The sequence below is a fragment of the Tomitella fengzijianii genome (assembly GCF_007559025.1).
Taxonomy (GTDB): Bacteria; Actinomycetota; Actinomycetes; order Mycobacteriales; family Mycobacteriaceae; genus Tomitella; species Tomitella fengzijianii.
Window position 1 is genome coordinate 1,469,053 of sequence record NZ_CP041765.1, and the last position, 14,281, is coordinate 1,483,333.

Here is a 14,281-nt window from a genome sequence, read left to right on the forward strand (position 1 = left end):
ATCACGTTGCGAGGAGAAGACATGCAGCCAGTCACCGAGGGGCGCGGCCGCCCGACGTCCCCGATGAAGCGTCCGGTCGCGGACGTCGCGGGAGAGCACGCCGGTCCAGGCTGCGAGCGCGACCTGCTCGAGCGTCTGGCGCGGCTGGACCTGCGTGCCAGAGTCCGGCTGCTCACCGGGGCGGACTTCTGGTCGCTGCGCGCGGAGCCCGCGATCGGCCTGCGGCCCATCGTGTTCTCGGACGGCCCGGCCGGGATCCGGGGCGGGACCGGCGCGGCGCACCGGCCGTCGCTCAGCCTGCCGTCGGGCAGCGCCCTCGGCGCCACGTGGGACGTCGAGGCCGCGCGCCGCTACGGCGACCTGCTGGGGCGGGAGGCGCGGGAGCGGGGCGTCGATGTGGTCCTTGGTCCCACGATCAATATGCACCGCTCGCCATACGGCGGCCGGCACTTCGAGGCGATGTCGGAGGACCCGTTGCTCACGGGCCGTCTCGCGGCGGCGTATGTCGACGGGGTGCAGGCGCACGGGGTCGCCGCATGCCCGAAGCACTTCGTGGGCAACGACTACGAGGTGGAGCGGCACACGGCGAGCTCGGAGATCGATGCCCGGGCACTGCGCGAGGTGTATCTGGCCGCGTTCGAGCCGTGCGTGGCCGAGGCCGGCGCCTGGGCGGTGATGTCCGCGTACAACGGCGTCAACGGCGTCCGGATGAGCGAGCATCCGCTGTTGTCCGATCCGCTGAAGTCGGAGTGGGGATTCGACGGCGCCGTCGTGTCGGACTGGATCGCGGTCAGGTCCACGGACGACTCGGCGCGCGCAGCGCAGGACCTCGTCATGCCGTCGCTCATGAGCCCCTGGGAGGACTCGCTCGTCGAGGCGGTCGAACAGGGGCGGGTGCCGTCGGCGCGGATCGACGAGAAGGTGCTGCGGATCCTGCGGTTGGCGGCGCGGGTCGGGGCGCTCGATCCGGTCGCGCCCCCGGCCGCCGTTCCCGTCCCCGTCGCCGGGGAGGATGCTGCGGCGGAGCTGGAGGATGCCGCGGCGGAGCTGGAGGATGCCGCGGCGGAGCTGGAGGATGCCGCGGCGGAGCTGGAGGATGCCGCGGCGGAGCTCGCCGCCGACGGCATGGTGCTGCTGCGCAACGACGCGGAGCTGCCCTGGGCGCGGGCGCCGCGGTCGATCGCGGTGATCGGCCCCCACGGGCTGGCGCCGCGCACGCAAGGCGGCGGCAGCGTCGCCGTCAGCCCGCGGCGGGTCGTGTCGCCCCTCGACGGCATCCGGCAGCGGTTCCCCGAATCCGAGGTCACCTTCCGCATGGGCGTCACGCCGCCCGACACCGTGTTCCCCTTCACCCGCGCGCAGCTGCGCGATCCGCAGACCGGCGGTGAGGGGCTCCGCGCCGTGTTCACCGCCGACGACGGCCGGGTGCTGGTCGAAGAGCTCCACGGCAGCTCGGAGCTGACCTGGCTGGGCACCCTGCCCGACGGCGCGGCCCGGCTGGTGCTGCGCACCGAATTCACGCCGGCCGAGACGGGACGCGCCGTCCTGGGCGTCGCGTGCGCCGGCCCGGTGCGCCTCGCGGTGGACGGGTCCACGGTGATCGACGCCGATGGCGCCGGGGCGGGCCTGGATCCCGATGAGCTCGCCCGGATGATCTTCGCCCCGCCGGTGCGGACGGTCGAGGTGGACCTGGTGGCCGGGCGGTCGATCGTGCTCGAGGTGCACTGCGATCTCGCGCGGGCGCCGCTGCCGCTGGTGCACTCGGTGATGTTCGGGTGGGCCCCCCACGGCGGCACCGCCGAGGAGCTGCTCGCCGAGGCGGTCGCCGCCGCCGAGTCCGCCGAGGTGGCCGTGGTGGTGGCGGGGACCGGTGCCCGCTCCGAGAGCGAGGGTTTCGACCGGTCGACCCTCGCGATGCAGGGCGGGCAGGACGCGCTCATCGCCGCGATCGCCCAGGCCAACCCGCGCACCGTCGTCGTGGTCAATGCGGGGAGCCCCGTGGCGATGCCCTGGCGCGAGACGGTGCCGGCGATCCTCCTGGGCTGGTTCGGCGGCCAGGAGGTGGGCACGGCGCTGGCGGGTGTGCTCGCTGGCGACCGCGAGCCGGGCGGGCGCCTGCCCACCACCTGGCCCGCGGACGACGGCCACGTGCTGCTCGGTCCCGACCGGCCGGTGGACGGGAAGGTGCACTACGACGAATCGATCCACGTCGGCCACCGCGGCTGGCTGCGTGCGGGGCGGACGCCCGCGTACTGCTTCGGGCATGGACTCGGATACACCGAATGGGAGTTCCAGGCGGCGGGGCATCCGGCAACAGTGCGGGTGGGGGAGACGCTGCGCCTACGGATCGGCCTGCGTAACGTCGGTACGCGGACGGGAAAGCAGGTGATCCAGGTGTACGCGGAACGCCGCAGTAGCGTCATCGATCATCCTGTGCGATGGCTGGCAGGCTTCTGCAGCGCCCGCTTCGGGCCGGGAGAACACGGCACAGCGGACGTGGACATCCACCCCCGTCAGTTCTCTGCATGGACCGATCGAGGATGGTGGCAGGAGCCGGGCGAGTTCCGGCTGCTGATCGGTACATCCGTTCAGGAAATTGCCTTGTCCTCATCGGTCGAAGTGATCGAATGACGCGGCGCGATAGGTTGATCTGAGATGGTAGCGGCCGGGCCCCGATTGGAACGCGGGCGACGGGGGCCGGCCGGTGCGGGCGATGAAGGGTGGGAGATCCATGGCACAGACAACCGGTCCGGATGCGGCACAGAACGGGGGGCAACGGCCCCGCAAGCGGATGTCCGGCACCGAACGCCGCGAACAACTCATCGCGATCGGCCGATCCCTGTTCTCCGAGCGCGGCTACGAGGCCACCGCCATCGAGGAGATCGCGCAGCGCGCCCTCGTCTCCAAGCCGGTGGTCTACGAGCACTTCGGCGGCAAGGAAGGGCTGTACGCGGTGGTCGTGGACCGCGAGATGGCCACGCTGCACAAGGCCATCACCGCGTCGTTGTCCACGCACAAGAACCTGGCCCCGCACAGCTCCCGGCTGCGGCTCGAGCGGGTGACGCTGGCCCTGCTCACCTACGTGGAGGAACACTCCGAGGGCTTCCGGATCCTGGTGCGTGACTCGCCGGTGGCCGCCGCGGACGGCACGTATTCGAGCCTGCTCAACGAGGCCATCGGCCAGGTGGAGTACCTGCTGGCCGCGGATTTCGCGCGCCGGTCGCTGGACCCGGACCTGGCGGCGCTCTATGCGCAGGCGCTGGTGGGCGTGGTGTCGTCGTCGGCCACGTGGTGGCTGGACGTGCGCCGGCCCTCCAAGGAGGCCATGGCCACCCACCTGGTCAACCTGTGCTGGAGCGGACTGGCGCATCTGTCCGCCGAGCCCACCCTGGACCCGCGCACCCTCGAGTTCGGTGCGCGCGGCGCAGGGCTCGCCCCGGCTGAGGAACGTGACTGATCACGGTCGGCCGGGCACGGCTCCCGTCGACCAAGCGGAAAATGCACAATCGGCGGCGAAAACGTGCACCAGTTGCTTGATCGACGGCCGGCGGGTGGCCGCCGTGTAGTACGCGCGGCGGGCGCGCGGCCGCCGGGGACTAGAATCGTCTGCGGCCGCGTTCCGCACCATGAGGGTCCTGCCGCATGGCAGGCAGGGCACCGCCGCCGCACCATCGACCCGCCCCCACAGCGCACACTGCGCCCATTCCGATCCCGGCCGTATCGTCGCAGCCGGCCGGTCCGACGCCGTGCCGCACAATCAAGAATCGGGCGGCCCGAGTCCGCCGTACGGCGGCCCGGGCGGCCCGCGAGGAGCCTTCGCGTTGTCCACCATCGCACCCACGTCCACCTCCGCCTCACCGATGGGCGCGCTGGCGCAGACAGCGCTCACAGACCATGCGCTGCGCGAGTTCGCGGACATGACGGGTCGGCCGGAACTGTCCGTCGTCGCCCCGTCCGCGGCACGCTCGCTGCTGGCGGCGACGCTGGGACGGCGCGCCCCGGTGCTGCTGGTGACGGCCAGTGGACGCGAGGCGGACGATCGCACCCGCGAGCTGCAGGAGATCCTCGGGGAGGCGGTCGCCCAGTTCCCGTCGTGGGAGACGCTGCCCCATGAGCGGCTGTCTCCGGGCGCGGACACCGTGGGGCGCCGGTTGTCGGTGCTGCGCCGGCTGGCGCGCCCGGACGACGCCGTCTACGGGCCGCCGTTGCAGGTGATCGTGGCCACCGTGCGTTCGCTGGTGCAGCCGATGGCCCCGGGGCTCGGCGAGATCGACCCGGTGATCGTGCGCGAGGGCGAGGAACACGACCTGGAAGGGCTCGTCGGCCGGCTTGTCGAGCTGGCGTACACGCGCGTGGACATGGTGGGCAAGCGCGGCGAGTTCGCGGTGCGCGGCGGCATCCTCGACGTCTTCCCGCCCACCTCCGACCACGCGGTGCGCGTCGAGTTCTGGGGCGACGAAGTCTCCGAGCTGCGCCCGTTCTCGGTGGCGGACCAGCGCTCCATCGCCGAGGTCGACGTGCCGGTGCTCATCGCGCCGCCGTGCCGTGAGCTGCTCCTCACCGAGGACGTGCGCGGGCGGGCGGCCGAGCTCGCGGCGGGGCACCCGGAGGACGCGGCGCTGGTCGAACTGCTCGAATCGCTGGCCCAGGGGATCCCCGCCGAGGGCATGGAGGCGCTGATCCCCGCGCTTGTCCCGGGCGGCACCGCGCTGCTCACCGACGTCCTCCCGGACGGCGCCCACGTGCTGATCGCCGACCCTGAGCGCGTGCGCACCCGCGCCACCGACCTGGTCAAGACGGGCAAGGAGTTCCTCGAGGCGTCGTGGAGCGCCGCCTCGACGGGCGGCGACGCGCCGCTGGACACGTCCCGGCTGGATCTGGGTGATACCGCGTACCGGTCGTTGCGGCAGGTGCACGAGGCGGCCGTCGAGGCGGGGGTGCCGTGGTGGACGGTGAGCCCGTTGGCCTCGGGGGATGAGGACGAGTACGTGCCGGAGCTGTCCGCGTCGCCCACGGCGCGCGGGTCGGAGGAGCAGATCGCGACGATCTTCGCGACCCTGCGTGCCCACGTGACCGGCGGCGGCCGCGCGGCGCTGATCGTCGGCGGTGCCGGCACGGTCACCCGCCTGCTGCAGCGCCTCTCGGACGCCGAGGTGCCGGCGGTGCGCGCGGAGACGGCGGACGACGTGGCCCCGGGGCGCGTCGCGGTACTGCGCGGGGCCATGCAGGACGGGTTGGTGCTGCCCGACGCGGAGCTGGTGCTCATCACCGAGGCCGACCTCACCGGCAACCGGGTCGCCGCGGTGGGCGACGGCAAGCGGATGCCGCCGAAGCGCCGCAATCAGGTGGACCCGCTGGCCCTCGCCGCCGGCGACCTGGTGGTGCACGACCAGCACGGCATCGGCAGGTTCGTCGAGATGACCTCACGCACGATCTCCGGCGCCCGCCGCGAATACCTGGTGCTCGAGTACGCGGGCAAACGCGGCCAGCCGGGCGACAGGCTCTTCGTGCCCATGGAATCGCTCGACCAGCTCTCCCGCTACGTCGGCGGCGAGTTGCCTTCGTTGAGCAAGCTCGGCGGTTCGGACTGGAAGAACACCAAGCGCAAGGCGCGCAAGGCCGTCCGCGAGATCGCAGGCGAGCTGGTGCAGCTCTACGCCAAACGGCAGGCGGCCCCCGGGCACCCGTTCGCGCAGGACACCCCGTGGCAGCGGGAGATGGAGGACACGTTCGCGTTCACCGAGACCGGCGATCAGCTCACCGCCATCGACGAGGTCAAGTCCGACATGGAGAAGGCCGTGCCGATGGACCGCGTCATCTGCGGCGACGTCGGCTATGGCAAGACCGAGATCGCCGTCCGCGCCGCGTTCAAGGCGGTGCAGGACGGCAAGCAGGTGGCGGTGCTGGTGCCCACGACGCTGCTGGCGCAGCAGCACCAGCAGACGTTCGAAGACCGCATGGCCGGTTTCCCCGTCACCATCAAGGGACTGTCGCGCTTCACCGACCCGGCCGAGTCGCGCGCCACCGTCGACCAGATGGCCACGGGGGAGGTCGACGTGGTCATCGGCACGCACCGGCTGCTGCAGACGGGCGTGCGGTGGAAGGACCTGGGACTGGTCATCGTCGACGAGGAGCAGCGCTTCGGCGTCGAACACAAGGAGCACATCAAGGCGCTGCGTAGCCACGTGGACGTGCTCACCATGTCCGCCACGCCCATCCCGCGCACCTTGGAGATGAGCCTGGCCGGTATCCGCGAGATGTCGACCATCCTCACCCCGCCGGAGGAGCGCCACCCCATCCTCACCTACGTGGGCGCGTATGCGGACAAGCAGGTGGCGGCCGCGATCCGGCGCGAGCTGCTGCGCGACGGCCAGGTGTTCTACGTGCACAACCGGGTCAGCTCCATCGACAAGGCGGCGGCGCGGCTGCGGGAGCTGGTGCCCGAGGCGCGAGTGGTCACCGCGCACGGCCAGATGAACGAGGAGATGCTCGAGCAGACGGTGCAGGGGTTCTGGAACCGCGAGTTCGACGTCCTGGTGTGTACGACGATCATCGAGACGGGCCTGGACATCTCCAATGCGAACACCCTGGTCGTGGAGCGGGCCGACGCGCTGGGCCTGGCGCAGCTGCATCAGCTGCGCGGGCGCGTGGGGCGCGGGCGCGAGCGGGGCTACGCCTACTTCCTGTATCCGCCGGAGAAGCCGCTGACGGAGACCGCCTACGACCGGCTCACCACCATCGCCCGCAACAACGAGCTGGGTGCGGGGATGGCGGTGGCCATGAAGGACCTCGAGCTGCGCGGCGCCGGCAACGTGCTGGGCGCCGAGCAGTCCGGGCACGTCGCGGGCGTCGGATTCGATCTCTACGTGCGCCTGGTGGGGGAGGCGGTGGAGGCCTACCGCGCGGTGGCCGACGGCGCCCCCGTAACCGCCGTGGAGGAGACCAAGGAGGTGCACGTGGACCTGCCGGTCGACGCGCACATCCCGCCCGACTACATCGACGGCGACCGCCTGCGCCTCGAGGCCTACCGAAAGATCGCCGCGGCGGCCGACGAGGCGGGGATCGCCGCGGTGGTCGACGAGCTGGTGGACCGCTACGGGCCCGTGCCGGAGGAGGTGCAACGCCTCGTCGCGGTGGCACGGCTGCGCCTGCTGTGCCGGCAGTACGGCGTCACGGACGTGGGCGTCAGCGGCACGCAGGTCCGGCTCTCGCCGATGCCCCTCGCCGATTCCAAGCAAATGCGGCTCAAGCGGCTCTACAAGGGTGCGACGTTCCGGGCGACCACCTCGACCGTGCAGATCCCGCTTCCGCGCACGGGCGGCCTGGGGTCGGCCCGGCTGCGTGACACCGAGCTGCTGCAGTTCGTCGTCGACTTCCTCCTGGCTCTCGACGGCAAGCCGGCCGGGATGGTCGACCTGTCGGCGGGCCTGGCCATTGCTGCGGCGGCGGCGCCGGCGTGACGGGGCCGGACGGTGCGCCGCGGGAGGGCGCCAGGCTGCTCGACGCCGTGGCGCTGATGGACAGACTGTGCACCGAGGGCGCGTGGGAGTCGCAACAGACGCACTCCAGCCTCACCGGATACCTCGTGGAGGAAACCTACGAGCTGCTCGACGCCATCGCATCCGGCGACCGCGAAGAGATGGTGGCCGAGCTGGGCGACGTACTGCTTCAGGTGCTCTTCCACGCCCGCATCGGCGCAGGATTCACCATCGACGACGTGGCGGAGTCATTCATCCGCAAGGTGTCGGCGCGCTCGGCCGGCGTGCTGGCCGGCGGCGTGGACCTGGCCACCCAGGTCGACGACTGGGAACGCGCCAAGTCCCGGGAGCGGCCGGACGCATCGGCCATGGACGGCATCCCCCCGGCTCAGCCCGCGCTGGCGCTCACCGCGAAGATCCTCGCCAGGGCGCGCGACGCCGGGGTGCCGAGTGACGCGATCCCGGCCGGGCTCACCACGGTGACGGTGGGGCCGGATGGCGGCGCGGAACAGCGGCTGCGTGCGGAAGCACTGGACTTCGCGCGGCGGATCCGGGCTGCGGAGCGCTCGATGCGGGCGGCGCAGGGGAGTGGTGCGGGCCCCGATGAGCAGAGTGACGGTGGGCGCATGCGGTTCGGCCCCGAGCAGTGGCGCGCCGCGCTGCGCTGACCCTGCCGCTGCCCCTACGCCGCCGCTGCCCCTACGCCGCCGCGTTTGGTGGACATTTGGTCGCTTTTCGGCGGATTTCCAGCCAAATGTCCACCAAACGGGTGCAGTCGGCGGGCCGTGTGCGCGGACGGCGCAGTCCCGGGTCCGTAGCATGGGCTCGCCGACGGCACACTCGGCGGCGATGCAGCGTGTTCGGACGTTCCAGGAGGTCGACGGTGGGTGGTGCCGGGCGCGTGCGCAGGCGTGGGGCTGCGGTGATCGCAGCAGTGATGCCCGCTCTGGTGATCGGCGGCGTCGTCGGTGCCGCCGTCGTGTCCTGTTCCCTGGTCGACCGCCCGAGCATCCCCGACCTCAACCCGCCGGGCGCAGGTGCGCCGTTGCCGCCGATCGATGTGGAGGCGCCGGGGCGCAGCGCCGACCAGCTCGCCGGGTGGGCGTCCGGCCTGAGCGAGCAGCTGGGCATCTCACCCGCAGCACTCGAAGCGTACGGCTATGCGCAGGCGGTGATGGCGAAGGCTCGGCCCGGCTGCCACCTGGGTTGGACCACCGTCGCGGGGATCGGGTCGGTGGAAAGCAAGCACGGCACGCACGGCGGCGCGTCGGTTTCGGCGGTCGGCCAGGTGAGTCCTCCCATCCGGGGCGTGCCTTTGGACGGAAGCCCCGGCGTGGCGAAGATCGACGACACCGACGGCGGGGACATGGACGGGGACCCGGTGCATGACCGGGCGATGGGTCCTATGCAGTTCATCCCGGAGACGTGGGAGCGCTGGGGAGTGGATGCGAACGGCGACGGGATCGCGGACCCCGACAATCTGGACGACGCGGCGCTCACCGCGGGGCGCTATCTGTGCGGCTTCGGGCGCGACCTGTCCACCGCGTCGGGATGGACGGCCGCGCTCGCGTCATACAACATGTCGGAAGCGTATGCGCGTGAAGTGCAGTTCAGGGCCAACGCCTACTCGATTGGCGTCCGGCCCTGAACTGACGGTGACACTAGACCGTTCGGCTGACATTTAAACGCGCGATTTTCGTTGTAACGGTTGCACAACATGTTCTACTCGGGGCGGTCACGTCCTGGTGGTCATGCCGGAGTGGTGATCGCGACGGTGCTGGTCATGGTTCGATCGGAACCGTCGTCCGGCGGCGGCAGGCGGATCTTGGTCGCCGAAGCCGTTAGTGATCGAACGTCCAACTCGGCTCCGGTGCGAGTTCGCGATCGAGTGAACTGGTCAATCGGTGTTAGCGTTTCAGCAGGTCTTCGAGGTCGCTGCGGCGTCGCGACGGGCGGCGCGATACGCGTGGACTCGAACTGCGGTGGCGCAATGTTGTTCGGATGCATCGCTCCCCGGCTTCCGAGGGGTGAAGCCGATGAATGCGCTGCCGTGAACCTCCGGCGGGATGCCGCCGGGTGAGACGACGTGGGAAGGATCGCGCCGGCTGCTGCTCCCGCCCGAGCGGCGCCCCGGTCCCGATCACGTCCGCGGGTGATCGTCCGCACCCGCATTCCGGGCCCGGCCCGCAGCCGTCCGCCAACGGCGCAGGCCGGGCCCGGGTCCGCTTGTCTCAGGGCTTCACGGTGGGGCCGCCCGTGGTCGCCGGCTGCGCTGGCGTGGCCGATCTGCTCGTTGAGCGAAGGTTCTTCCGAATGGACACGAATCCGGGCGCACTTCTTGGGTTTCGGGGCAACGTTTATGTCGTTCGTTCGGATGACAAGAAAAGGTCGAGTATCTATGCACCCCGGTAACGGCATTAGGAATTGTCGGTGCGGGGTCCTAATATCCGATGTGTACCGAACCACTTCAATCGGTTCGGTGCCATGATCAGCAGTAACCGGTGAGAGATACGGGCGTCGGAACAGAGTGGACCGCCCGGGGTCAAGTCCCGGGCAGTGGTGTAACTGGTTTCTGATCCTTCGTTCGGGTTCAGGCGGGTAGTTGCAGGTACGGGTCTGTGCCTACCTCCGTGGTCGTGTCGGTCTCGGTAGCGACGGTCAGCCGGCAGCGGCTGAGGACCTCGAGCCCGAGGTAGCGGCGACCTTCGGCCCATTCGTCGGTCTGCTCAGCGAGCACGGCGCCGATGAGGCGGACGATGGCGTCCCGGTTCGGGAAGATCCCCACGACATCGGTACGGCGACGGATTTCCCTGTTGAGCCGTTCGGTGGGGTTGTTCGACCAGATCTGACGCCACACATCGTCGGGGAACCCGGCGAACGCGAGCAGGTCTTCGCGGGCATCGCCGAGGTGCTCGGCGACCTTGGGCAGGCGGTCTTCGGTGTACTCGAGGAGCCGGTCGAACTGGTCATGCACCGCGGCGGCGGTGGGCTGGTCGTAAACGCTGTGGAGCATCGCTTTGACAGCCGGCCACATCGATTTCGGGCACACCGCCATCAGGTTGGCCGCGTAGTGGGTGCGGCAGCGTTGCCAGACGGCGCCGGGCAGGTTCGCCGCGATCGCCTCGACCAGCCCCGCGTGGGCGTCAGAGGTCACCAGCCGCACCCCGCCGAGTCCGCGTGCTACGAGGTCGGCGAAGAAGGTGTTCCACGAGGCCTTGGTCTCGCTGGTGGCGACCTGCATGCCGAGCACTTCGCGGTGCCCGTCGCCGTTGACGCCGGTGGCGAGCAGTACGACGGCCTTGACGACCTGCTTGTTCTCGCGGACCTTGATCGTCAGCGCATCGGCGGTGACGAAGGTGAAAGGGCCGGCTTCGTCCAGACGCCGGTGCCGGAAGGCGGCGACCTGCTCGTCGAGGTCCTCAGCCATGCGGCTGACCTGCGATTTCGACAGCGAGTCGATGCCGAGCGTCTTGACCAGCTTGTCCATGCGGCGTGTGGAGACCCCGGCGAGGTAGCAGTCGGCGACGACGGTGATCAGTGCCGACTCTGCCCGCTTGCGGCGTTCGAGCAGCCACTCGGGGAAGTAGCTGCCCGACCGCAGTTTGGGGACGGCGACGTCGACGGTGCCGACCCGGGTATCCAGCGGGCGGTGACGGTAGCCGTTGCGGCGGTTGGTCCGCTCAGCGGTGCGAGCGTTCCATTCGGCGCCGCACACGGCGTCGGCGTCCGCTGAGAGCAGCGCGTTGATCATGGTCTGCAGCAGCTCACGCATCAGATCCGGTGATGCTTCGGACAGTGCTTGGCCAAGCAGGCCGGCAGGGTCGACAATGTGGGGTGCGGTCATCGTGATGACTCCGTTCGAGGGTGCTGTGAGAGGTTCACTCGAAGGATCACACGGTGGCCGCACTGCGTCCGTCATTGACGCGGTGTCACAGACGAACTCGGCCACCGAGTTACACCACTGTATGGGGCACTACCCCGCCCGGTCTTTTTGAGATGAGTGGGAGATGAAAATGCGCGCGAAGAAGTTCGCCGGCGCCTCGGCGGCCGGTATCGCATCGGTGGCATTGGTCCTCGGGGGCACGGGCGTGGCGGGTGCCCTCCCGGGTGCCGGCAGCCTCGGTTCGCTGTCCGGTTCGATCGGTGGTGGCGACCAGTGCGGGACCACCACCGTGGTGACGCCGGAGGATCTCGTCGACCTTAATCAGGATGAGGACGAGCGGAAGGTCTCTGTAGGCACCTGGTACACCCCCGGTGACGAGAACCCCGCGACGATCGGCGAGTCGACGGACGATGCCCACGGGACCGGCGTCCTCAACTTCAAGCAGAGCGACAAAGGCACCTCGCTCTACCAGGCGTCGGACCTGAAGCTGAGCGACCTGGTTGTCGATGGCGCTCCGCTTCCGATCGAGTACACCTACACGGCCACCGATGGCGCGAGCTCGGACAGCAACACCCCTGCGTTGCAGATTCGGGTCCTGGGTGCGAGCACCATTGACAATGGCAACGGATTCGCCACCATCGTCTGGTCGCCGCAGCCCGCCGACGGCAAGTGGGGGACGGCGGCGCCCAAGGCCGATGACGGCACCTTCTGGGTCACCAAGAACATCGTCAACGCAGATGAAGAAACTGAGCTCGCCAAGGGATCGCCGGCGACGCTGGCTAAGATCGTAGAGCTGAACCCCGACGCCACGATCCTCGGCATCGGTGTGCAGCAGACGCGGGACAACGACTCCACCGCCGTCGCGGTGGACACGTTCACCCTCGGCTGCCAGACCACCGACTTCGAGGCGACCGCACCCGGCCCGTTCGGTTCGCTGGCCGGCCTGTTCGGGAGCCTGGGCCTCAGCGAGTCGTGACGCACACGCACTGAGGGCGTCGCGCAGCTGACGGCGCGCCAAGAAGAGACCGGGCCGGCCGCACCATCACGCTGATGGTGCGGCCGGCCCGGTTCCTACTGCGCAGTGCGGCGTACGTCAGCCGTGCACGCCCACCGGAACATCACCGACAATCGAGATCCGGTCCATCACGCGCTTCTGCGGGAAATAGTCGCTGGCCGCGTAGTGCTGGCATGCGCGGTTGTCCCAGAAGGCGACCGTGTCCGGGCGCCAGCGCAGGCGCACCTGGAACTCGGGGCGCTGGATGTGCCGGTAGAGGATCGACAGCAGCTCGGTCGACTCCTCCTCGCTGATGCCCAGGATGCGCGTGGTGAACACCTGGCAGGCGAACAGCACCTTGCGCCCGGTCTCCGGGATTACCCGCACCAGCGGATGCTGCACTGCGGGCAGGTGCGGCCGCAGCATGTCCACGCTCTGCTGCGGCATCGACTTGCCGAAGGCGTGCAACCAGTCGTGTTCGGCGACGAGCCCGTCGATGCGGTCCCGGATCTCCTGCGGCAGCGTGTCGTAGGCCGCCGCCGTGTCCGCCCACAGGGTGTCGCCGCCGGACTCGGGAAGCTCGACCGCGCGCAGGACGGCGCCGAACGACGGGGTGGCGCTCCAGGTGACGTCGTTGTGCCAGGAGTTCTCCACTCCCGCGCTGTCCATTCCCTTGGCGAGCGTCGCCACATCCACGTCGGTCTGCCCCGGCTGGGTGTACTTGAAGAACGGGTGCTGCTCCAGTCCGCCCCACAGCGAGGCGAACGCCCGGTGGTCGGCCCGCGAGATGTCCTGGTCGCGGAAGAAGAGCACCTTCCACTCCAGCAGCGCCTGCCGCAGTTCCGTCATGGTGTCGTCGTCGACGTCGCCGTCGAGGCGCACCCCGGCGATCTCCGCTCCGATGGTGGTGCCTGCTGGGGTGACGGTGATCCGCTGGTACGGGCGGCGCTCGAAGCCTTCCGGCAGACGCGCGGCCGTGATCGGCCCGTACATCAACAGCGGATCGGTGGGCGATTCCCCGTAGATGGTTGTGGTGGGGACCGGCGAGGCGGCGGAAGCGTTCTCGGTGGCGGTGGTCATGGGAGGGACTCCTCTGGTCGGTGGTCGGTGGGGGCGGTCGGGATCGGATCGGGGTGGCCCACGGGCGCCGTCAGCAGCCCGTGGCAGGTGTCGATGATGCGGGCGGTGATGACGCGGCCCCGGGGGCCGGTGATGTGCGGCTCGGCCGCGGCCAGGGCGGTGATCACGTGCCCCAGCAGCCCGTTCGCGCGCCAGACGGCGGTGTCGCCGTCGAGCCCCGGGGCGGCGCGTCCCGCGACGAGCACGCGGACCATGTACTGCTGCGTCTCGTTGACCGTGAACATCGTCGCCTGGCGCGCGATGATCTCCGCCAGCTCCGGGGACACCATCGACTGTGCAAGGAACCGGGCATATGCAGACCGGGGTGTCTCGAAGACGCGCCGGGCCAGCGGGTCCACCAGTGCCACCGTCAGCTCGCGGAGCAGGGGGGCCGCGGCGGCGGACGCGACGGCCCCGTCGGCGACGGCGGAGCGGAACCCGTACCGGACGTCGATCGCATCCAGCAGGGCACGCCTCTGCTCGGCGATCGGCCGCATCCGATCGTCGAGGATCGCGGCGATCAGGCCGTCGCGCGAGCCGAAGTGGTAGTTGACGGCCGATTTGTTCGATTGCCCCGCCGCCTCCTGCACCGCGCGCAGCGTCAGAGCCGGCATGCCCTGCTCGGCGACGATGCGTTCGGCGGCGTCGATCATGGCGGTGCGGGCAGGGGAGCCGCGCCGCGTGGGGGCGTTCGTCGGTGTCACACCTCACATATTAAGGAGTTGGCCTTAATCTGGCAACCTCCGGATCCCGCGGCCGCCGCGTGCCTGCGGGACGCGGCGGGGCGGTGCGGATAAGCTGACCCGA

The 14,281-nt window shown here is 70.3% G+C and carries 9 protein-coding genes; 6 read left to right on the forward strand and 3 right to left on the reverse strand.

The features are described from left to right. Positions 1 to 21 precede the first annotated feature (21 nt). The 5 genes from FO059_RS06750 (at position 22) to FO059_RS06770 (ending at position 9,126) form a co-directional block, all read left to right on the forward strand. The gene (locus FO059_RS06750) at positions 22 to 2,631 is read left to right on the forward strand and encodes a beta-glucosidase family protein (protein ID WP_210416607.1); all 2,610 of its coding nucleotides are present in this window, start codon (positions 22 to 24) and stop codon (positions 2,629 to 2,631) included. Between the two features lie 100 nt (positions 2,632 to 2,731). Beyond that, complete coding sequence (locus FO059_RS06755; RefSeq protein WP_233266805.1) at positions 2,732 to 3,457, forward strand: TetR/AcrR family transcriptional regulator; 726 nt, start codon at positions 2,732 to 2,734, stop codon at positions 3,455 to 3,457. 403 nt (positions 3,458 to 3,860) lie between these two features. Then, positions 3,861 to 7,460 (forward strand): transcription-repair coupling factor, encoded by a 3,600-nt coding sequence (gene mfd / locus FO059_RS06760; protein ID WP_143910519.1) that lies wholly within the window; start codon positions 3,861 to 3,863, stop codon positions 7,458 to 7,460. Continuing rightward, positions 7,457 to 8,146 (forward strand): MazG family protein, encoded by a 690-nt coding sequence (locus FO059_RS06765; protein WP_143907425.1) that lies wholly within the window; start codon positions 7,457 to 7,459, stop codon positions 8,144 to 8,146. The genes mfd and FO059_RS06765 overlap by 4 nt, the downstream gene beginning before the upstream one ends. Before the next feature lie 269 nt (positions 8,147 to 8,415). Further along, positions 8,416 to 9,126 carry a lytic transglycosylase domain-containing protein gene (locus FO059_RS06770; RefSeq protein WP_143910520.1) on the forward strand — a complete coding sequence of 237 codons (711 nt, stop codon included), beginning with the start codon at positions 8,416 to 8,418 and terminating at the stop codon, positions 9,124 to 9,126. Between the two features lie 942 nt (positions 9,127 to 10,068). On the opposite strand, the gene FO059_RS06775 is transcribed toward FO059_RS06770, so the two are convergent. Next, positions 10,069 to 11,322: an IS256 family transposase gene (locus FO059_RS06775; protein ID WP_143907428.1), complete on the reverse strand. Its 1,254-nt coding sequence runs from the start codon at positions 11,320 to 11,322 to the stop codon at positions 10,069 to 10,071. A 169-nt stretch (positions 11,323 to 11,491) separates the two neighbouring features. Here FO059_RS06775 and FO059_RS06780 point away from each other — a divergent pair, with 169 nt between their 5' ends. Next, complete coding sequence (locus tag FO059_RS06780) at positions 11,492 to 12,337, forward strand: hypothetical protein (protein WP_143907430.1); 846 nt, start codon at positions 11,492 to 11,494, stop codon at positions 12,335 to 12,337. A 117-nt stretch (positions 12,338 to 12,454) separates the two neighbouring features. On the opposite strand, the gene FO059_RS06785 is transcribed toward FO059_RS06780, so the two are convergent. Further along, positions 12,455 to 13,435, reverse strand: a complete 981-nt coding sequence (locus FO059_RS06785; RefSeq protein ID WP_143907432.1) for a TauD/TfdA dioxygenase family protein — start codon at positions 13,433 to 13,435, stop codon at positions 12,455 to 12,457. After that, positions 13,432 to 14,178 (reverse strand): TetR/AcrR family transcriptional regulator, encoded by a 747-nt coding sequence (locus tag FO059_RS06790; RefSeq protein WP_143907434.1) that lies wholly within the window; start codon positions 14,176 to 14,178, stop codon positions 13,432 to 13,434. The genes FO059_RS06785 and FO059_RS06790 overlap by 4 nt, the downstream gene beginning before the upstream one ends. Between the last annotated feature and the right edge of the window lie 103 nt (positions 14,179 to 14,281).